Source organism: Streptomyces sp. NPDC012508 (assembly GCF_042902595.1).
Classification (GTDB): domain Bacteria; phylum Actinomycetota; class Actinomycetes; order Streptomycetales; family Streptomycetaceae; genus Streptomyces.
The window spans coordinates 197480-217510 of the sequence record NZ_JBIBEO010000006.1 but is presented as its reverse complement, the minus strand read 5'-3'; the positions used below and the strand labels follow the sequence as shown (position 1 = coordinate 217510).

The 20031-nt window shown below is 73.1% G+C and carries 18 protein-coding genes; 12 read left to right on the top strand and 6 right to left on the bottom strand.

What is annotated here, in order from left to right; genetic code table 11:
• Nucleotides 1–29: 29 nt before the first annotated feature.
• On the bottom strand, nucleotides 30–908 hold the full coding sequence (locus ACFY8U_RS21675) for a DUF4184 family protein (RefSeq protein ID WP_389572513.1): 879 nt from the start codon (nucleotides 906–908) through the stop codon (nucleotides 30–32).
• A gap of 232 nt (nucleotides 909–1140) precedes the next feature.
• Between ACFY8U_RS21675 and ACFY8U_RS21670 the strand changes: the two genes are divergently transcribed.
• The 3 genes from ACFY8U_RS21670 (at nucleotide 1141) to ACFY8U_RS21660 (ending at nucleotide 4201) form a co-directional block, all read left to right on the top strand.
• Nucleotides 1141–2892 (top strand): lytic transglycosylase domain-containing protein, encoded by a 1752-nt coding sequence (locus ACFY8U_RS21670; protein ID WP_389572511.1) that lies wholly within the window; start codon nucleotides 1141–1143, stop codon nucleotides 2890–2892.
• 188 nt (nucleotides 2893–3080) lie between these two features.
• Nucleotides 3081–3221, top strand: coding sequence for an SPW_0924 family protein (locus tag ACFY8U_RS21665; protein WP_361592866.1), 141 nt, complete (start codon nucleotides 3081–3083; stop codon nucleotides 3219–3221).
• A 14-nt stretch (nucleotides 3222–3235) separates the two neighbouring features.
• Entirely contained in the window at nucleotides 3236–4201 is a 966-nt protein-coding gene (locus ACFY8U_RS21660) for a DUF3068 domain-containing protein (protein ID WP_389572505.1), read from the top strand.
• Here ACFY8U_RS21660 and hrpB read toward each other — a convergent pair.
• Both hrpB and ACFY8U_RS21650 read right to left on the bottom strand, forming a co-directional pair.
• Nucleotides 4185–6746, bottom strand: a complete 2562-nt coding sequence (gene hrpB, locus ACFY8U_RS21655) for an ATP-dependent helicase HrpB (RefSeq protein WP_389572503.1) — start codon at nucleotides 6744–6746, stop codon at nucleotides 4185–4187. The genes ACFY8U_RS21660 and hrpB overlap by 17 nt on opposite strands.
• A gap of 125 nt (nucleotides 6747–6871) precedes the next feature.
• A complete protein-coding gene (locus ACFY8U_RS21650; protein WP_389572500.1) occupies nucleotides 6872–7699 on the bottom strand; it encodes a class I SAM-dependent methyltransferase in 828 nt (275 codons plus the stop codon).
• Between the two features lie 344 nt (nucleotides 7700–8043).
• On the opposite strand from ACFY8U_RS21650, the gene rpsA reads away from it, so the two are divergent.
• The 4 genes from rpsA to ACFY8U_RS21630 all read left to right on the top strand — a co-directional run bounded on the left by rpsA (nucleotide 8044) and on the right by ACFY8U_RS21630 (nucleotide 11861).
• On the top strand, nucleotides 8044–9546 hold the full coding sequence (gene rpsA, locus ACFY8U_RS21645; RefSeq protein WP_019885395.1) for a 30S ribosomal protein S1: 1503 nt from the start codon (nucleotides 8044–8046) through the stop codon (nucleotides 9544–9546).
• 202 nt (nucleotides 9547–9748) lie between these two features.
• Nucleotides 9749–10687, top strand: coding sequence for a PAC2 family protein (locus tag ACFY8U_RS21640; protein ID WP_361592854.1), 939 nt, complete (start codon nucleotides 9749–9751; stop codon nucleotides 10685–10687).
• Nucleotides 10688–10718: 31 nt separating this feature from the next.
• On the top strand, nucleotides 10719–11327 hold the full coding sequence (gene coaE / locus ACFY8U_RS21635; RefSeq protein ID WP_389572496.1) for a dephospho-CoA kinase: 609 nt from the start codon (nucleotides 10719–10721) through the stop codon (nucleotides 11325–11327).
• Nucleotides 11328–11492: 165 nt separating this feature from the next.
• Entirely contained in the window at nucleotides 11493–11861 is a 369-nt protein-coding gene (locus ACFY8U_RS21630) for a tetratricopeptide repeat protein (RefSeq protein ID WP_361432760.1), read from the top strand.
• Between the two features lie 35 nt (nucleotides 11862–11896).
• On the opposite strand, the gene ACFY8U_RS21625 is transcribed toward ACFY8U_RS21630, so the two are convergent.
• The gene (locus ACFY8U_RS21625; RefSeq protein WP_361642259.1) at nucleotides 11897–12178 is read right to left on the bottom strand and encodes a DUF6343 family protein; all 282 of its coding nucleotides are present in this window, start codon (nucleotides 12176–12178) and stop codon (nucleotides 11897–11899) included.
• Between the two features lie 138 nt (nucleotides 12179–12316).
• Between ACFY8U_RS21625 and ACFY8U_RS21620 the strand changes: the two genes are divergently transcribed.
• The gene (locus ACFY8U_RS21620) at nucleotides 12317–13012 is read left to right on the top strand and encodes a class I SAM-dependent methyltransferase (protein ID WP_389572491.1); all 696 of its coding nucleotides are present in this window, start codon (nucleotides 12317–12319) and stop codon (nucleotides 13010–13012) included.
• Between the two features lie 100 nt (nucleotides 13013–13112).
• Nucleotides 13113–13562 carry a DoxX family protein gene (locus ACFY8U_RS21615; RefSeq protein ID WP_389572489.1) on the top strand — a complete coding sequence of 150 codons (450 nt, stop codon included), beginning with the start codon at nucleotides 13113–13115 and terminating at the stop codon, nucleotides 13560–13562.
• Nucleotides 13563–13578: 16 nt separating this feature from the next.
• Here ACFY8U_RS21615 and ACFY8U_RS21610 read toward each other — a convergent pair whose 3' ends face one another.
• On the bottom strand, nucleotides 13579–13911 hold the full coding sequence (locus ACFY8U_RS21610) for a hypothetical protein (RefSeq protein WP_389572487.1): 333 nt from the start codon (nucleotides 13909–13911) through the stop codon (nucleotides 13579–13581).
• Between the two features lie 188 nt (nucleotides 13912–14099).
• Here ACFY8U_RS21610 and ACFY8U_RS21605 point away from each other — a divergent pair, with 188 nt between their 5' ends.
• From ACFY8U_RS21605 to ACFY8U_RS21595, 3 genes are all read left to right on the top strand, one after another.
• The gene (locus tag ACFY8U_RS21605) at nucleotides 14100–16955 is read left to right on the top strand and encodes a DEAD/DEAH box helicase (RefSeq protein ID WP_389572484.1); all 2856 of its coding nucleotides are present in this window, start codon (nucleotides 14100–14102) and stop codon (nucleotides 16953–16955) included.
• The gene (locus ACFY8U_RS21600; protein ID WP_389572481.1) at nucleotides 16952–18301 is read left to right on the top strand and encodes an SWIM zinc finger family protein; all 1350 of its coding nucleotides are present in this window, start codon (nucleotides 16952–16954) and stop codon (nucleotides 18299–18301) included. The genes ACFY8U_RS21605 and ACFY8U_RS21600 overlap by 4 nt, the downstream gene beginning before the upstream one ends.
• Before the next feature lie 175 nt (nucleotides 18302–18476).
• The gene (locus ACFY8U_RS21595; RefSeq protein WP_389572479.1) at nucleotides 18477–19331 is read left to right on the top strand and encodes a chaplin; all 855 of its coding nucleotides are present in this window, start codon (nucleotides 18477–18479) and stop codon (nucleotides 19329–19331) included.
• Between the two features lie 31 nt (nucleotides 19332–19362).
• Here ACFY8U_RS21595 and ACFY8U_RS21590 read toward each other — a convergent pair whose 3' ends face one another.
• Nucleotides 19363–20022: a DUF2293 domain-containing protein gene (locus ACFY8U_RS21590; RefSeq protein WP_361669196.1), complete on the bottom strand. Its 660-nt coding sequence runs from the start codon at nucleotides 20020–20022 to the stop codon at nucleotides 19363–19365.
• Nucleotides 20023–20031: the final 9 nt, after the last annotated feature.

Sequence of the window (20031 nt, the reverse complement as noted above, 5' to 3'; positions counted from 1 at the left end):
GCCCCGGGGTCGCACGCCGGGGCGTGGGGTCAGCGTGATTCCGGGTGGGAGCCGGCCGGCTCCCGGTCCCCGGCAGTGTCATCCTCGCCGGACGCGGGCGACGACGCGCGCGTTCCGCGTAGCCGCATCCCCGCCCCGTACAGCACCAGGCCGATCGCGAGGCCCGCGCCGCCGCCGAAGCAGGCCGTCGGGATGATGTCCAGGGGCCTCTCGATCCGGCCCCAGTACGCGTACCAGCGCAGGCACCGGTGCACGATCCCGGCGAGGACACAGACGCCGATCAGCCCGCTGGCCAGCCACCGTCCACCGCGGCTCAGGACCGGCACCCCGTCCGGCCGCGTGGCCGCTCCGGCAGCGCCGCGCAGCGCCCGCACCGTGAACCACACCAGCAGCGCCAGCGCCAGCGCCGATCCTCCGTACTGGAGGTACAGATAGACCGGGAACCCGGCCACGACCGCGTCGAGGAACGGAATCGCGCGCGTACCCCAGCGGTCGAGGTGGGTGAAGGAGTCCCACACGACATGCGTCGCCGCCCCGAGCGCCGCGGACACACAGAACCATCCGGCCAGTGGCGCCGCCGGCCGGCCGCGCCACGAGCCGCCCCGGACGAACCCGTACACCCGCCCCTGCCACCGGCCCGGCAGCAGCGCCACCAACGGCTCACGCACCATCAGCCACACCGCCACCAGCGCGCCCGCGATGAGCAGATCGACCGTCACGACGCCGAGACCGGAGTGCGTGACGTTCCCGAAGAGCATCGCGCCCGGGATCGCCGTGGCCGCGAAATAGGTCATGTCGGGCGCGAAGGACCCCGCGACGAGCGCGGAGGCGATCAACGGGCCGCGTCCGGTGCCGTCCCGGCGGATGCCCGGCAGCACCGCGGCGGCATGACTGAGCGTGAACGGCATCGGAACATCCCCCTCGGAATCCGCGCCGACCCCGGAGCTCCCCTGCGGCCGGCGGTCGGCGATCACGCCCAGTATGCGTGAGCCATCTCCCCCGGATCGTGGGCGGCCAAGAGGTGACGAAAGCGTGAAACACGGTCAGGGCTCGGTGTTCCGGGGCCCGTCGGTGTCATAGGGTCTCCTGAGGCCTCGCGCGGGGAGCGCGGAGTGCAGTCGAGGGGGAGGGACCAGACGTATGGCAGCGCAATTCGGCCGTCGGCTGCGCAGGGGAGCCACCAGCGGTGCCGTCGTGGCCGCGGCGGTGGCGGCTCTGGCAGCTTCGCAGGGACCCGGCGCGGTCCCGCCGCCCGCGGACAGCGCAGGCGGAGACCGGCCGGTCGGCGCCGGTGACGCGACGCTCCCGCCGGACGGCTCGGCGACGGGCGACTCGCCGTACTACACCGACCTCCCGCCGCTGAACACGCCCAACAAGCCCGGCACTTCCATAGATCTGCCGATCGTCACCGGCCCCGCCGAGGCCGGCATACCCGCCACCGTGCTCGCCGCCTACAAGCGCGCGGAGCAGTCCATACGGTCCAGCGACCCCGCGTGTCACCTTCCGTGGCAGCTGCTCGCCGGCATCGGCAAGGTCGAGTCGGGACAGGCGCGCGGCGGGCGCGTCGACGCCAATGGCACCACGCTCTCGCCGATCCTCGGCCCGAAGCTCAACGGTGTCGGTTTCGCGAACATCTCGGACACCGACGACGGTGCCTTCGACAACGACACGACGCACGACCGCGCCGTCGGCCCGATGCAGTTCATCCCCTCCACCTGGGCGACCTGGGGGCAGGACGCCAATGGCGACGGCCGCAAGGACCCCAACAACATCTACGACGCCGCGCAGGCCGCCGGGCTCTACCTGTGCGCCAACAACCGCGACCTCGCGGTCAAGGCCGATCTGGACCGGGCGATCCTCAGCTACAACCGCTCGACCGAGTATCTGCGCACCGTGCTCTCCTGGTTCGAGTACTACCAGCGCGGCACGCACCAGATCCCGGACGGCTCGGGCGTGCTGCCCATCGACCGCAGCGACACCCCGAGCACCGGCCGCTCGCCCCAGCCCACGCCGACCGCGCCGGTGACCCCCTCGCCGTCGCCCACGCCGGCCAAGCCGAAGCCGAACCCGTCCCAGCCGGGCACCCCCACGCCGACCCCGCCGCCCACCACCCCGCCGACGGCGCTGGCGAAGGTGGCGCGGATCAAGGACGCCGGCACCGGCACACTGACGGCCACCGCCGGTTCCGCCTTCGCCGAGCGGCCGGCGGTCGAGGCGCTGGACGCCACGGGCAAGCCGGTTGCCGGAGTGAGCGTGCGCTTCGAGATCGTCGGCTCCACCGACGCCAACTTCGGCGGCGTGGCCAAGAGCGTGCAGGTCACCACCGGCTCCACGGGCCGCGCGGTCGCCCCGCCGGTCCGGGCCGGCGAGCAGACGGGCACCTTCACCGTCCGGGCCACGGTCGTGGGCCGCACCCTGATCCCCGTCTCGTACCTCGCGACCGTCACCGAGCGACAGGCCGACACGCTGGTCCGGGGTGATGCCAAGGAGCTGACGGCCACCACCGGCGGCCAGTTCGCCGACCGCGTCACGGTGAAGGCGACCCTCGACGGCGCTCCCGCCTCCTCGGTCGCCCTGACCGCCACCATGATCACTTCTTCGGCGATCCCGCTGCCGAACACCAAGGGCCCGTACTTCAAGGACGCCGACGGCAAGCCGCTGCGGACCCTCGTGGTGAAGACGGACGCCAACGGGCTGCTCACCCTCCCGGACATCTACACGGACGACCAGGCGGAGACCTTCCTCCTCCGGCTGACGACGCCCGGCGGAGGCACCCTGACCATCGAGCTCAAGGTCACGGCCCCGGCCCCCGACCCGACGCCGACTCCGACGACCTCGCCGGCACCGACGTCCTCGCCGACCGGCGCCCCGGAGGCCACCCGGACCCCCTGAGCGACCCGCTGAGCAGCGCCCCCACCGGGGCGCCCCGCTCGGCCGCCGTCCATCCGCCGCCCCCTCGTCCGCCCGGACGAGGGGGCGGCGTTCTGTGTTCTGAGTGCAACGTGTTCTCATCTCGCGGCCGCGTTGCTACGGTGCCCCAGCCCTGACGCCGCATCAGATCGAGCACCGGGAGGCCGACCATGCGCGCCCTCGTAGCCGCCGCCATCGGGCTGGTCCCAGTCCTCCTCCTCATCCTGCTCGTCTCCGTGGTCGACCTGCCGCCCGACGGGCCCACCTCGCCCAAGCCCCTCCTCACCGCCGACCCCGGCCCCAAGAAGTAGGAGGAGCCACGCCCATGCGCCGCCGCGCCAGCCTCGTCCTGCTCTCCTTCGCCGTGTTCTTCGCCGCGATGGCCCCCACCCTGCGCTGGTACGTCTTCCCCCGCGTGGCGAAGATCCCGCCGAACCAGTACCAGGAGATCGTTCTGGAGGCGAAGCCCGCCACCCTCGTCGACTACTCGACCCTCACGGCGAAGGAGGTCGAGAAGCTCACGATCATCCAGACGCTCAAGGGCAATGTGGAGGAGTCGAAGCGGATCGAGCGCAACGCCGGCCGCGACGTCGTCGTCTGGGACGCGCTCACCTACATCACCGGTCCCGACGGCAAGATGGTCTCCAAGATCCCCGAGCGCTACATCTTCGACGCCCACACCCAGGACCCGGTCAACGCGACCGGCGCGATGGTCGACGGCGACCCCGTCCGGCGCGAGGGCATCGAGTTCAAGTGGCCCTTCCTCACCGAGAAGCGGGACTACCAGTACTACGACGCGCGCTCCCGCACCTCGGCGCCCATCCATTACAAGGGCACCCGCACCTTCCGCGGCATGGACGTCTACTACTTCGAGCAGACCATCCCCTGGACCAAGGTCCCCATGCCCAAGACCATGCCGGTCGAGGGCATCACCCCCGAGATGATCAGCCAGTCGGGCATGACCATCTGGTACACGACCAAGCGGATGTTCTGGGTCGACCCCGTCACCGGCGCCCCCGTCAACGGTGAGGAGATCCACAAGGAGGAGCTCCGCAACGAGAAGTCCGACTGGAAGGTCACCGCCTTCTCCGGCCATGTGAAGATGCGCGAGGACTACATCCGCAGCACCGTCGAGCTGGTCAGGACGAACCGCACGGTCGTCCTCCTCGTCACCTCCTATCTGCCGTGGACGTTCGTCACCCTCTCTCTCCTTCTGCTCGCCCTCTCCCTCTGGCTGGAGGCCCGCGGCCGGCGCCCCGGCCCGGACGCCCCCGCTACCGCTCCCTCCTGAGCCGCGCGCTGGTGTGCCGCGTCGGCTCCGCCCCCGCCGGGTCCTCCGGCCAGGGATGCTTGGGATAGCGCCCGCGCAGCTCCGCCCGCACGGCGCGGTAGCCGTCCCGCCAGAACGAGGCCAGATCGGCGGTGACGGCCGCCGGCCGCCCGGCGGGGGAGAGGAGATGGACCACGACCGGCGTCCCGGCGGCCACCTTCGGTGTCTTCGCGAGCCCGAACATCTCCTGCAGCTTCACGGCGAGGACCGGCTGCTCCCCGCCGTAGTCCACCCGTATCCGCGACCCGCTGGGCACCTCGATCCGCTCCGGCGCGAGCTCGTCGAGCCGGCCCGCCTCGCCCGTCGCCCAGGGCAGCAGCCGCCCCAGCGCCTGCGCCGCGTCGATCCGGCCGAGGTCCGCCCGCCGCCGGGCCCGCGACAGCTCGGGCTCCAGCCACTCGTCCGCCCGGGCGAGCAGAGCCTCCTCCGACATCTCCGGCCAGGGATCGCCCATGACGCGGTGGAGAAAAGCGAGGCGCTGTCTCAGCTCCTCGGACTCCCGGTTCCACCGCAGCAGCCCGAGCCCCTCGCGCCGGAGCCCGTCCAGGAGCGCCGCCCGTACGAGCCCGGCGTCGGCGCCGTCCCTGAGCGGGCGGACGGCCAGCTCGACGGCGCCAAGACGGGACACGGACCGGGCGACCACGTCCCCGTCCTCCCAGTGGACCTCCTCGCCGGAGGCGAGCAGATGCCCGGCGGCTGCCCGCGCCACGTCCTCGTCCACCACGGCGGCCAGCCGCACCCGGGCCGTGGCGCTCCGCGCGGTCCGGTCCGCCACGGCGACGGCCAGCCACTGCGCGCTGGCGAGCCCTGAGCCGTCGGCCGTCTCGGCACCCGTCCCCGACACCATGAGGAACCCGCCGCTCTCCCGCGCCCTGGCCACCCGCTCGGGAAAGGCGTACGCCGTCACCAGTCCGGCCACGGCGTCCTCCCCGCCGACTGCCGGGGCCCCGCCTCCTGCCCGTGGCGCCCCCGGTCCCGCCTCGGCGGCCGACCGCTCCAGCCGCCGGGCCTCCGCCTTCCAGCGCGCCCCGTACCCGTCGGTGCCCCGCCGCGCCGCGCGCCAGGCCGCCGCCAGGTCGTCGCCGTACTCCCGGGGCGGCTCCTCGCTGAGCAGCGCGACCACCTCGGCCGCCCGCCGCGCTCCGACCTCGGCCGCACCGTCCAGGAGGGCCCGGGCCAGCCGAGGGTGCACCCCGAGCCGGGACATCCGTACACCCCGCTCCGTCGCGCGTCCCTCCTCGTCCACCGCCCCGATCGCCGTCAGCACGGAGCGGGCGGCCGCCATCGCCCCGGCCGGCGGTGTGTCCAGGAGGGCGAGTCCGGCCGCCGTGGGGTCGCCCCAGCAGGCCGTGCGCAGGGCGAAGGAGGCCAGGTCCGCGATCTCGATCTCGGGGGAGGGGAAGCGGGACCGGCGCCCGTCGTCCGCCTCCGCCCAGCAGCGGTACACGACGCCGGACGACTCACGGCCGGAGCGGCCCGCGCGCTGCGTCGCGCCCGCGATCGACACCGGCACCGTGGCGAGCGACCCCAGGCCCCGGGCGTGGTCCATCCGCGGCTCCCGGGCCAGGCCCGAGTCCACGACGATCCGCACCCCCGGCACGGTCAGGCTCGACTCAGCCACCGACGTCGCGAGGATCACCCGGCGCCGCCCACCGGGCTCCGCCCCGCGGAGTACCGCGTCCTGCACGGCCGCAGGCGCCCGCCCGTGCAGCTGGAGCACGTCGGCGTCGAGGTCCGCCAGCATCCCCGCCGTGCGCGCGATCTCTCCCGTGCCGGGGAGGAAGCAGAGGACATCGCCCTCATGGCGCTCGCACGCCAGGCGGACCGTCGCCGCCACATGGCGCAGCAGAGTGGGATCCACCCAGGTGCCGTGGGAGGGCCGGACGCCGGCAGGCGGTCCGGCGAACCGGACGAGGTAGCCGTATCCCTCGCCCTTTCCCCGGACGATCGGCGCCGGACCGGTGCCGTCCAGGACCGTCAGGAGCTGCGACCACGCCTCGGCGTCACTGGTGGCCGAGGCGGCGATCAGCTTCAGCTCGGGCCGCAGCGTGGCCCGGACGTCCACCAGGAACGCCATCGCCGTGTCCGCGTCCAGATGCCGCTCGTGGCACTCGTCGAGCAGCACCACGTCCACGCCCGCCAGCTCCGGATCGCGCTGGAGCCGCTGGAGGAGGATTCCCGTCGTCACCACCTCGACGCGGGTCGCCGGGCCGGTCCGGCGCTCGCCCCGGACCGAGAAGCCGACGGCGTCGCCGACCTCCTGGCCCAGCAGCCACGCCATCCGCCGGGCAGCCGCCCGCACCGCCATCCGGCGCGGCTCGGCCACCAGCACCCGGCGCCGCGGTCCGTCCCCTATGAGACCCGCGAGGGAGAGCGGCACCAGCGTGGTCTTGCCGGTGCCGGGAGGCGCGTACAGCACCGCCGTGCCGCGCTCCTCGAGCGCGGTCAGCAGCTCGGGGACGGCTTGGCGGACGGGGAGACGGTCGAGTGCGTCGTGTCGGATCACGCACTCAGTCTCGTACGTCGTCACCTGCGGCGGGCGACGCTGTCCACAGGCCCTGTCCTCCTATATGACCGGCGGGATCTGTGTGACCAGCGGGGTTCAGGGGGCCGGCGAGGCGCTCGTGCCCGTCAGTCCCGCTCGCACACGAAGATCGCGGTCCCCGGGATCAGGTTTCCCCGCAGCGGAGACCAGCCGCCCCACTCCTGGCTGTTCCACTCCGGCCACTCCGGCTCGACGAGATCCACCAGCCGGAAACCGCCGGCCACCACGTCGCGTACCCGGTCGCCGATCGTCCGGTGGTGCTCCACATAGACGGCCCGACCCTGCTCGTCCTGCTCGACATAGGGGGTGCGGTCGAAATAAGAGGCCGCGACCGACAGCCCCTCGGGGCCCGGCTCGTCGGGGAAGGCCCAGCGGATCGGGTGCGTCACCGAGAACACCCACCGGCCGCCCGGCCGCAGCACCCGGCGCACCTCGCGGAACACCTTCACCGGGTCGGCCACGAACGGCACCGCGCCGTACGCCGAGCAGGCCAGGTCGAAGGCGCCGTCCCGGAACGGCAGCGCGCCGGCGTCCGCCTCGACCAGCGGCACGTCGTCGCCGATCCGCAGTGCGTGCTGGAGCTGCCGGTGCGAGAGGTCGAGCGCCACCGGCCGAGCCCCCTGCGCCGCGAGCCAGCGCGAGCACTGCGCCGCGCCCGCGCCGATCTCCAGGACGTCGAGCCCCTTCAGCGCGCCGGCCGGTCCGAGCAGCCCCGCCTCGGCCTCGTCGAGGCCCTCCGGACCCCAGACGAAGCGGTCGTCCCCGAGGAACGACCCGTGCTCGCTCTGGTACTCGTCGGCGTTCCGGTCCCACCAGCCCCGGCTCGCCCGGCTGCTCTCCGCGTCGCCGGTGTCACGCCGGGTCGCCTCCGGCTCGTACTCGGGCCCGTCTTCCTGTTCGTACTCTTGGTTCATCTCGCCCGTCGATGTAGTTTGCGCACAGCGTCGCTGCGCGGCCCCGGCCAGGATGGCCTGGGGAGACTTGAGTTGTGCCGGGTATATGGCGTTCCGCCCCGCGTGCGCGCTTCGCGCATTGACCCTGTCCGGCTGCCCCCGTATGCTAAAGGTTGCGCTGCGGGCCTGCGCGCCTCAGACGGAGCAGGCCGCGCTCGCACGGTTGTATGTCCCCTCGGTTCTCGAGGCGCCCACCGGTCCGCCCGGAAGGCGCTTCATTGGCTGTCCGGCTTCTTCGGTGCGATACGGGCTCTCGGCGTAGCAGTACCTACGACTTTCTGTCCGTAACCGGAGCCCTTTCCCACATGACGAGCAGCACCGAGACCACCGCCACCACCCCGCAGGTTGCGGTCAACGACATCGGTAACGAGGAAGCCTTCCTCGCCGCGATCGACGAGACGATCAAGTACTTCAACGACGGCGACATCGTCGACGGCGTCATCGTGAAGGTCGACCGGGACGAGGTCCTGCTCGACATCGGTTACAAGACCGAAGGTGTCATCCCGAGCCGCGAGCTCTCGATCAAGCACGACGTCGACCCGAACGAGGTCGTCAAGGTCGGCGACGAGATCGAGGCCCTGGTTCTCCAGAAGGAGGACAAGGAAGGCCGCCTGATCCTCTCGAAGAAGCGTGCCCAGTACGAGCGCGCCTGGGGCACCATCGAGAAGATCAAGGAAGAGGACGGCATCGTCACCGGTACCGTCATCGAGGTCGTCAAGGGTGGTCTCATCCTCGACATCGGCCTCCGCGGCTTCCTCCCGGCCTCCCTGGTCGAGATGCGTCGCGTCCGCGACCTCCAGCCCTACGTGGGCAAGGAGCTCGAGGCGAAGATCATCGAGCTGGACAAGAACCGCAACAACGTGGTCCTGTCCCGCCGTGCCTGGCTGGAGCAGACCCAGTCCGAGGTTCGCCAGACCTTCCTCACGACCCTCCAGAAGGGTCAGGTCCGCTCCGGCGTCGTGTCCTCGATCGTCAACTTCGGTGCCTTCGTGGACCTGGGTGGCGTCGACGGTCTCGTGCACGTCTCCGAGCTGTCCTGGAAGCACATCGACCACCCGTCCGAGGTTGTCGAGGTCGGCCAGGAAGTCACCGTCGAGGTTCTCGACGTGGACATGGACCGCGAGCGCGTCTCCCTGTCGCTGAAGGCGACCCAGGAGGACCCGTGGCAGCAGTTCGCCCGTACCCACCAGATCGGCCAGGTCGTCCCGGGTAAGGTCACGAAGCTGGTTCCGTTCGGTGCGTTCGTCCGCGTGGACGAGGGCATCGAGGGTCTGGTCCACATCTCCGAGCTGGCCGAGCGCCACGTGGAGATCCCGGAGCAGGTCGTCCAGGTCAACGACGAGATCTTCGTCAAGGTCATCGACATCGACCTCGAGCGTCGCCGGATCTCGCTGTCCCTGAAGCAGGCCAACGAGTCCTTCGGTGCCGACCCGGCGTCGGTCGAGTTCGACCCGACCCTGTACGGCATGGCCGCGTCCTACGACGACCAGGGCAACTACATCTACCCCGAGGGCTTCGACCCCGAGACCAACGACTGGCTCGAGGGCTACGAGACCCAGCGCGAGGCCTGGGAGACCCAGTACGCCGAGGCGCAGCAGCGCTTCGAGCAGCACCAGGCTCAGGTCATCAAGTCCCGCGAGGCCGACGAGGCCGCCGCTGCCGAGGGTGGCGCCGCCGCTCCGGCCGGTGCCCCGGCGGGCGTCTCGGGTGGTTCGTACTCCTCGGAGTCGGACGACAACTCCGGCGCCCTGGCGTCGGACGAGGCCCTGGCTGCCCTGCGCGAGAAGCTGGCCGGCGGCCAGAGCTGAATCAGCTCTGCTGCTAGGCACTAGCTAGCCAACGATCGAGGCCCGTTCCCCTCCGGGGGAGCGGGCCTCAGTCGTGCCCCGGGGGAGCAGGCCACGCGCGCGTGCTCAGGCGCTGACACTCCGTCCACGAAAACCGGACGACAGGGAATGCTCATGTCCCGGGCAGCGTTCTTCTCTAGGAACGCGAGGAGGAGCGGTAATCGTGCTTGATCCCCAGGATTTGTACGAATGGGACCAGAAGGGCCTGGCCGTCGTGGACGTGGCCCTGGCGCAGGAGTCGGCCGGGCTGGTCATGCTCTACCACTTCGACGGCTACATCGACGCGGGTGAGACCGGCGAGCAGATCGTCGACCGCCTGCTGGACACGCTGCCGCACCAGGTGGTGGCCCGCTTCGACCACGACCGGCTCGTGGACTACCGCGCGCGCCGGCCGCTGCTGACCTTCCGACGCGACCGCTGGACCTCGTACGAGACACCGGCCATCGAGGTCCGCCTCGTCCAGGACGCCACCGGCGCCCCCTTCCTCCTGCTCTCCGGCCCCGAGCCGGACGTGGAGTGGGAGCGGTTCGCCGCCGCCGTCCGCCAGATCGTCGACCGCCTCGGTGTCCGGCTCTCGGTGAACTTCCACGGCATCCCCATGGGAGTCCCGCACACCCGCCCCGTCGGCCTCACCCCGCACGGCAGCCGCACGGACCTCATGCCCGGCCACCGCAGCCCCTTCGACGAGGCCCAGGTCCCCGGCAGCGCCGAAGCGCTCGTCGAGTTCCGGCTCACCGAGTCCGGTCACGACACCCTCGGCGTCGCCGCCCACGTCCCGCACTACGTGGCCCGGTCCTCCTACCCCGACGCCGCGCTGACCGCGCTGGAGGCGATCACGGCCGCCACCGGCCTCGTCCTGCCCGGTGTCGCCCACACCCTGCGCACGGAGGCCCGGCGCACCCAGACCGAGATCGAGCGCCAGATCGGCGAGGGCGACGACGAGCTGACAGCCCTGGTCCAGGGCCTTGAGCACCAGTACGACGCGGTGGCGGGCGCCGAGACGCGCGGCAGCCTGGTCGCGGAGCCCGTCGACCTGCCGTCGGCGGACGAGCTGGGCCGCGAGTTCGAGCGCTTCCTCGCCGAGCGGGAGGGCGACGCGTAGGCGACGGACCGCGGGTCCTAAGCTGCCGCTCATGCTGAAGGTGGGCCTGACCGGCGGTATCGGCGCCGGCAAGAGTGAAGTGTCGCGGCTCCTCGTCTCGTACGGGGCCGTGCTGATCGACGCCGACAAGATCGCGCGCGAGGTCGTCGAGCCCGGGACACCCGGGCTCGCGGCCGTCGTGGAGGCGTTCGGGGCGGAGATCCTGACCGACCAGGGCGCCCTGGACCGGCCGAAGCTCGGTTCGATCGTCTTCGCCGACGCCGACCGTCTGGCCACCCTGAACGCCATCGTCCATCCGCTGGTCGGCGCCCGCTCCGCCGCGCTGGAGGGCACCGCCGGGCCCGACGACGTCGTCGTCCACGACGTGCCCCTGCTCACCGAGAACGGCCTCGCCCCGCTCTACGACCTGGTCGTCGTCGTGGACGCCTCCCCGGAGACCCAGCTCGACCGGCTGGTACGGCTGCGGGGCATGGCCGAGTCCGAGGCGCGCGCCCGGATGGCTGCCCAGGCCACGCGCGAGCAGCGCCGGGCGATCGCGGACCTGGTCATCGACAACGACGGGCCGCTGGGCCGGCTCGAACCCCAGGTACGCAAGGTCTGGGACGAGCTGACGCGGCGGGCCGCCGAGGGGGCCCGGTAGAAAACGGCGCGGCCCGTGCTGATCGGCCACGCTTCCGGCTGGGTAGGGATCGCGGGTGCGGCAGTGGGACGGCCGGGACCGACGTACCGGCCGGCTGGTGCTCCGGCACGGAATACCGCTGCCGCGCCCGATGTTGAACCGCCGGAGCAAGGGAAGGATGCCACCGTGGCCGAGAGGAACCCCGAGACCCACGTCATCGACTTCCGCGCCGCCGAGCAACTGCTGGCAGCGCGGGATCCTCGCGGTGCCGTGAAACTGCTCGACTCGGTGATCGCCGCCCATCCCGAGAACACCGCGGCTCGGCTGCTGCGCGCCCGCGCGTTCTTCGCCGCAGCTCAACTGCGCCCTGCCGAGCTCGAGTTCGAGCTGGTCCTGGAGCGCGAGCCGGACAACGCGTTCGCGCACTTCGCCCTGGCCCGCACCTACCAGCGCTCCGGCCGGCCCGACCAGGCCACCCGCCACTTCCGCCTCGCGGCCGCGCTCGACCCCAAGCCGGAGTACCTCCAGGCGGCCCGCTTCGGCGTCGAGGACTGACACAGCCCGCCGGCCGCGCACCGCCGCACGCGTCGTCAGCGACGGCGGCCCGTGCCCCTGCCGCCGTGATCGGGTTCGTACGGCGGGATGTTCCGGCCGGGCTGCCAGTGCGGCCCCTGATGGATGTGGCGCAGCACCATCGACATGTCGACCGCGGCCACGACGAACAGCACCCCGCAGGCCGCCGCCCACCCCGGCCTGCCCACCAGCGCGAAGGCCGTCGTACCGAAAGCGGCCCAGAGCAGACCCCACAGACTCAGCCAGAACCGCATCCGCAGGGCACTGCGCGCGGTCGCCGGTTCACTGCCAGTACGCATGACGTCGCATCTCCTACTCAGGGTCTACCCCCGGCGCGCGGGGGCGAACATCACTCGAACGAGGGGCGTCCGGGCCGTCGGGGCGTCTGCGGGAACGGCCGTCCGAGGGCCTTCGTTCTCCTGGGCATGAGCGGACGGATGCGTGAGGGACACCAAGGGACAGGGCCCGGAGCCATCACCCCGGACGGCTGCGCCGTCGACGTCTACCGGCGCCTCGGGGTGGGACGCGAGCCCGATGTGATCGAGGCCGCCGTGCCGGCCGGAGCCGCACTGCTCGAACTGGGCTGTGGCGCGGGCCGGGTGACGAGGCCTCTGGTCGAGCGTGGTTTCACCGTGACGGCGGTGGACGAGTCGGCGGAGATGCTGGAAGCGGTCAGAGAGCGCGTGCCAGGCGTGGAGACGGTGCGCAGCCCGATCGAATCACTGCGCCTGGAGCGGCGGTTCGACGTGGTGATGCTCGCCTCGTACCTGGTGCACACGGCCGAACACGACGACCGGCAGGCGCTCCTGGCGGCCTGCAGACGGCATGTCCGCGACGACGGCTGCGTGCTGATCCAGCGCGAGGGCGAAGGATGGCACGTGGAGGTGCCGCGCGAACGCGAGGACCCGGGTGGCTGCACGGTACGGATCGTGTCCGCGGACCCGGTCGGTGACGGCGTCAACTCGGTCCACGCCGAGTACGTCTTCCCGGATCTGCGATGGACCCAGACCTTCCTTTCGAGGCCCCTGAGCAAGGCGGACTTCGAGCGGTATCTGGAGGAGGCGGGTCTCGCGGCCGACGCCTATCTGACGGACGACGGCACCTGGGTCCGGGCCCGCCCCACGGCCCGCTGAGAACCGTCGGACCGGGCACCGGATCGGCGATGAGTTTTCGGTGCCCCGCCCGTCTACCCCTGTGACAGCGAACGCAACGCCGACAGCAGGGGGACCACCCATGACCACCGACATCGCCTCCACGACCGCCGCCTCCACGACCACCGCGGGGACGGGGCGCCTGAGCCGCCGCGCCGACATCTCCGTACGGGTCGTGCAGATCCTCCTCGCCCTCGCCTTCGCGATCCCGAGCGCGGGGCCGAAGCTCGTCGGACACTGGTCCGCCGCCGAGTCCTTCGATGCGATCGGATGGGGCGACTGGCTGATGTACACGGTCGGCGCCCTGGAACTGGCCGGAGCGGTGGCGCTGGTGATCCCGATCCTGTCCGGCGCCGCGGCGACGGCGCTCATCGGTCTGATGATCGGCGCGTGCATCACCCAGCTGACCGTTTTCGACGGGCAGTACGCCCTGACGCCGGTCCTCTTCGCCGTGCCGCTCGCCGTGATCGCCTGGACCCGCCGAGACCGCACCGCGGAGCTTCTCGCACTGATCCTGCGCCGCCGGGCGTGAGGCGACCGTCCGGCGCTCAGTGCACGAAGCTGTAGCTGCGCCAGGGGAGGGTGTCCGGCGCGATCCGGTTGCTCGTGTTGGTGGCCACGTAGATGGAGTCGCCCTGGCAGTTCCGGTTCGTGTACGCCTTGAGGTCGATGAGAGTCTCGTTCTCGATCGACGTCGCGCCGGACGGTGCCAGGCGGTGACAGCCGGTCACCAGCGGGCTCGTCACGGAGACCACGACCTCGCGCCCGGTCTCGTAGATGACGGGGCCCACCGCGGTGCGGCCGAGGCCGGAGCAGCCCGCGACGCCGAGGGTCAGGAGCGCGGTCCCGGCGGCGGTGCCGAGACGCCGGTGAACGGACATGGCGGTTCCTCGTCTGTGGGGCGAAGGCGGCAGAAGCCCTGTTCACGTCACCCTGCCGCCTGCCGGGCGGGCTGTCATCCGCTGCTGGGCCGCCCGGGCGAAGCGGCGCGGGCGCTCGTTGTCAGACCCCACCCGTAAGGTCGGAGATCCAGAAGGAATCCGCCGCGGAACGGGAGGTGACCAGCGCGATGACCCAGCACACCTGGCAGACCTGCGCCGCCGTCTTCCTCCCGGCCTCACTGCCCCGGGAGGGGCGGGTCGCCTTCTGGTCGCCGGACGGCGGCGCACCGCCCGTGTCCCCGGCCGAGGGCGTGGAGCTCACGGAGCTCACCGTCGTACGGCGGCACGGCGCCGGGGTCCGCAGCCGCACCGTCCCCGCCGTGATCCTCGGGGTCGCCGAAGCCCTGCCCCATCTGGTCGTCGCCCGCCACCACTCGGGCGCCCACCCCGCGACCGCCTGCTGGGGCGCAGCCGCCCTGCACGCCCTGCATCTCGCCGCGCGGGGCCGGCTGCTGCCGGGGCTCACCGCCGACGACCTGGACGCCTGGCGGGCAGGGCCGCTGGACGCCGATGACATCGCCCATCTGCGGGCCGTGGCCGCCGCCATGCCCCACGAGGCCCACGCGGTGCCCGTTCCCGGGCGTAGCCCGCTCCAGCTGCCCGAGCCGGAGGCGCTGGTGCGGGCCTTCCTCGACGCGGTCGCCGACACCCTGCCCCGTACTCCCGCCGCGGCCCACGCGGCCGGCGCGCCGTTCGCCGCGCGCGCCGCGCAGCACCTGCCCCACGCGCGGGCCTGGGCGGCCGAGGCGGCGGCCGGCATGGACGCCGGAGTCCGGGTCTCGCTCCGGCTCGACCTCAGCGGATACGAACTCTTCGACGTCGCCGAGGAGGGCGGTGACGAGCGAAGGGCCGCCGCGGCCCTTCTCCAGGTCCACAGCCTCGCCGACCCCACCCTGGTCATCGACGCCGCCGCGCTCTGGGCGGGCGACGGTGACGAACTCTTCGGACCGCGTGCCCGGATCGACGCCGTCCTCGCCCTGCGCCGCGCGGCCCGCGTCTGGCCACCACTCGGCGGGCTCCTGGAGCGCGACGTCCCCGATGTCCTCGCCCTCACCGAGGACGAGCTGTACGACCTCCTCGGTCCCGCCGCCGCGCGCCTCGCGGACGCCGGGGTGGCCGTCCACTGGCCCCGTGAGCTGGCCCGCTCGCTCAGCGCCTCCGCCGTCGTGCGGCCGCCCGTCGCCGCCCCCGGCTCCGCCACCGACGGCACCGCGTTCTTCGACAGCGAGGAACTGCTCCGCTTCAACTGGCAGTTGGCTCTCGACGGCGACCCGCTCACCGACCGGGAGATGGACGCCCTCGCGGAATCCCACCGCCCCATCGTGCGGCTGCGCGACCAGTGGGTGGTCGTCGACCCCGACCTGGTCCGCAAGGCCCGCAAGCGCGAACTGGGCCTTCTGGAGCCCGTCGACGCCCTCGCCGTCGCCCTCAGCGGCACCGCAGAGGTGGACGGAGAGACCGTCCGGGCCGTGCCCGTCGGCGCCCTCGCGACGCTCCGGGACCGGCTCGTCGCCGGCCCCGAGGAGGTCGAGGCACCCGCCGGACTGGACGCCACCCTGCGCGACTACCAGCTGCGCGGACTGGCCTGGCTCGATCTGATGACCTCGCTCGGCCTCGGCGGCTGCCTCGCCGACGACATGGGCCTCGGCAAGACCGTCACCCTCATCGCCCTCCATCTGCGCCGCGCCCGCCGCGCGCCCACCCTGGTCGTCTGCCCCGCCTCTCTGCTGGGCAACTGGCAGCGGGAGATCCAGCGGTTCGCCCCCGGCGTCCCCGTGCGCCGCTTCCACGGCGCCGACCGTTCCCTCGAAGGACTCGCCCCGGAGTCCGGCACCGGCGGCTTCGTCCTCACCACCTACGGCACCCTGCGCACCAGCGCGCCGCACCTGGCCGAACAGGAGTGGGGGATGGTCGTCGCCGACGAGGCGCAGCACGTCAAGAACCCGTTCTCCGCGACCGCCAAGGCGCTGCGCACCATCCCCACGGCCGCCCGCGTCGCCCTCACCGGCACGCCCGTGGAGAACAACCTCTCCGAGCTGTGGTCCCTGCTCGACTGGACGACCCCCGGCCTCCTCGGCCCCCTCAAGGCCTTCCGCTCCCGCCACGCGCGCGCCGTCGAGAACAACGAGGAGATCGAGCACCAGGAGGCCGTCGAGCGCCTCGCCCGGCTGGTCAGGCCCTTCCTGCTGCGCCGCCGCAAGTCCGACCCCGGCATCGTCCCCGAACTGCCGCCCAAGACCGAGTCCGACCACCCCGTGGCCCTCACCCGCGAGCAGGCCTCGCTCTACGAGGCGGTCGTCCGGGAGACCATGGCCCAGATCGAGGGCGCGGAGGGCATCGCGCGCCGTGGGCTCATCATGAAGCTGCTCACCTCGCTCAAACAGATCTGCAACCACCCCGCCCAGTACCTCAAGGAACAGACGGCCAAGGGAGGCGGCACGGCCCGGCTCGCCGGCCGCTCCGGCAAGCTCACCCTGCTCGACGAACTCCTCGACACGATCCTGGCCGAAGGCGGCTCCGTCCTCGTCTTCACCCAGTACGTCTCCATGGCCCGGCTGCTCGCCGACCACCTGGCCGCCCGCGCGATCCCGGCCCAACTGCTCCACGGGGGAACGCCGGTGGCCGAGCGCGAGCGCATGGTCGACCGCTTCCAGTCCGGCGACGTGCCCGTCTTCCTGCTGTCGCTGAAGGCGGCGGGCACCGGGCTCAACCTGACCCGCGCCGGCCACGTCGTGCACTTCGACCGCTGGTGGAACCCGGCCGTCGAGGAGCAGGCCACCGACCGGGCCTACCGCATCGGACAGACCCAGCCCGTCCAGGTCCACCGGCTCATCGCCGAGGGCACGGTGGAGGACACCATCGCCGAGATGCTGCGCGCCAAGCGCGCCCTGGCCGACGCCGTCCTCGGCACCGGGGAGGCCGCCCTGACCGAGCTGACCGACCGCGAGCTGGCGGACCTGGTGTCCCTGAGGAGGCCGTCGTGAACCGCCTCTCCGGCTCCTCGCCGCGCCCCGACGGCTCCCGCCGCCCCGGCTCCGGAAGGTTCGCCGGCCCTCGCCACGACGACCTGCGCCGTACGTTCCCCGCGCTCGCCCCGCGCGAGGCGCCGGACGGACGCTTCGCCGCCACCTGGTGGGGCAACGCCTGGGTGGAGGCCCTGGAGGACACCGCCCTCGACCCGGCGCGGCTGGCCCGCGGCAAGGCGTACGCCGGACGCGGGCACGTCGACGCCATCACGGTCACCCCCGGCCGGGTCGTCGCCTACGTCCACGGCACCCGCCCCCGCCCGTACCGCACGGAGATCCGGCTGCGGACCCTCGGCGACGACGGCTGGGAGCGGTTCCTCGACGAGGTCGCCGCGCGGCCCGACCACATCGCCGCACTGCTCGACAAGGACGTCCCGCACGCCCTGGGGGCCGTCACCGGACTGCTGCCCGCGCCCGGAGACCTCGTCCCCGACTGCTCCTGCCCGGACGACGGCTTCCCCTGCAAGCACGCCGCCGCCCTCTGCTACCAGTCGGCGCGGCTCCTCGACGAGGATCCGTTCGTCCTCTTCCTGATGAGGGGACGGGGCGAGCAGGAGATCCTCGCCGCCCTCACCCAGCGCAACGCGGCCCGCTCCGCCGCCGAGAAGACGGCGGCGGCGCCCGCGATGGCCACGGTCCCGGCCCGCACCGCACTCGCCCCCCACTCCGGCCACGTCCTGCCGTCGCTGCCCCCGCCCCTCCCCGCGCCGGCCCAGCCCGGCCGCCCGCCCGCCTACCCCCCGGACACCCACGCGCCCGACCTTCCCCCAGCCTCCGGCCGGGTGTACCCCCATATCGCTCCGCTCGCCCTGGACCTGCTCGCCACGGAGGCCGCCGCCCGGGCCCACACCTTCCTGGTCACCGGGCACGACCCCGTCGCCTCGCTCACCCCCTGGCAGGACGCCGTCCGGCTGGCCGCCGCGCATCCGGGTTCCGGGCTCACCGCCTCCACCCGCGCGCTCTACCGCGACCTCGCCTACGCCCTGGACCGCACCCCCACCGACCTGGCCCGCGCCGTCGCCGCCTGGCGGCAGGGCGGAGCCGCCGGACTCGCCGTCCTCGAAGAGCCCTGGGACCCGCCGGCAGGCCCCTTCGACCGAGCCCGCCCCGCCCTGCTCGCCGCCGACCTCCCGGCCTTCCGCCCCTGGCGCAACCGTCTGTCGACCCGCTCCCTCCAGCTCCGCTTCGGCCGCGACGGACTCTGGTACGGCTACGAGTCGGACGCCGACCGCGAGGACTGGTGGCCCCGCGGCACGCCCGACGCAGACCCCGTCGGCGCACTCACCGATCTGCTGGGGCGCTGACCGCGGCGCACGGCCATACCGCTGGGCGATCGAACGACAGAGGCTGCCCCGTCCGTTCGAGGTCAATCCCACTCGATGGAGTGAAACCCGCCATCGGCCTGATCCGGCCTCGCCAGGATCGCGTTAATTGCGGTACGGGCGAATGCCCGTGAACACCTCCGGAAGGCAGGAAGCCATGAGGCACATTCGCCGAAGTGGTCTGGCCACACTGATGGTCACGGGTGGCGCGCTCGCGCTCTCGGCGGGCGCCGCGCACGCCGGCTCCGGTGCACAGGGCGCCGCTGTCGGTTCGCCGGGCGTCGGCTCCGGCAACACCGTGCAGCTGCCGGTGCACGCCCCGGTCAACGTCTGCGGCAACACCGTCAACGTCGTCGGGCTGCTCAACCCGGCCGTCGGCAACCGCTGCGCGAACATCAGCGGGTCGGGCGGCTCGGACGCCGACGGTCCGGGCAGGGCTCACAAGGACCTGCCCGGCACCCCGCGCAGCGGCGGGCAGCAGGGCGGCGGTTCCCAGCACGGCGGCGGACAGCACGGCGGGTCCCAGCACGGCGGCGGGCAGCACGGCGGCGGGCAGCACGGCGGCTCCGGGGCCGGTTCGTCCCACGGCGGCTCGTCCAACGGGGGCGGCGCGATCGCCGAGGGGCACGCCGAGGGCTCGCCCGGTGTGCTCTCCGGCAACGGCCTCCAGCTGCCCATCGACCTCCCGGTCAACGTGAACGGCAACTCCGTCAACGTCGTCGGCATCGGCAACCCCGCGTTCGGCAACACCTCGGTCAACGGCCCGTCCCACCCCGAGGGTCCCGGCGAGGAGCCGAAGCCCACGCCGCCGAGGAACCTCCCCGTCCCGGTCCCCGAGACGGAGACCGAGACCGAGAAGCCCGCCCCGGCGCCCGCCCCGCAGACCAGCTCGGTCGAGCTCGCCAGCACCGGTTCGGAGCTGGTCGGCTACGCGGCCCCCGCCGGAGCGGCCCTGCTGCTCGGCGGCGCACTCCTGTACCGCCGGGCGCGCGGCATGGGCGCGCAGGTCTGAGGCCCCCCGCGCGGGTCCTCCCGGCCTCACCTCACCCAGGGCGCCAGGCCCGGAGCACCGTCTCGATGGCGGGTGCGACCCTGGTCCGGGCCTGGTGCCGGGGGACCCCGCGCATGAGCAGTGAGTCGTACTCGGTGTCGACATGCCGTACGGCGGCCCGCACCGCGGCCGTGACCGCGCCGCGGTCGAGCGCCCGCCCCGCCGCCGTACGTCCCACCCGGCCGCTGCCCTTCGTGGAGGCGTGGGCCGCGATCTCCGCGGCCCGGTCCAGAGGGCAGCGCGGAAAGAGCCGCAGGATCTCGGCCTCCAGCGCCGCCGTGACCTCCGCGTCCCGCGCCGCGCGGCGCGCCGCGTCCCGGGCCCGCCGCCTCGCCCGCGCCTCCGAGTCGGCCAGGCAGGCCGCCTCGGCCCGGGCGAGCGCGGCTTCCTCGACGAGCAGCCCCTGACGCTCGTACCGGGTGCGGCGCCGGTTGTGCCGTACGACCACCGCCCACAGCGCGCTGGCCTCCCGCGCCCGGCGGGTGAGGGCGGTGTCCCCGCGGCGCAGGAACACCAGATGGCCCAGGTCGGCGCAGTCCAGGCAGACGGGTGCGTTGAACTCGACGATCATCCGCTCCAGAGGCCCTTGGTGGCACTCCGAGCAGCGACGGCGCTTGAGCGGCTCGACGACGACGGGGGCGACCAGGTCCACGGCGGCCTC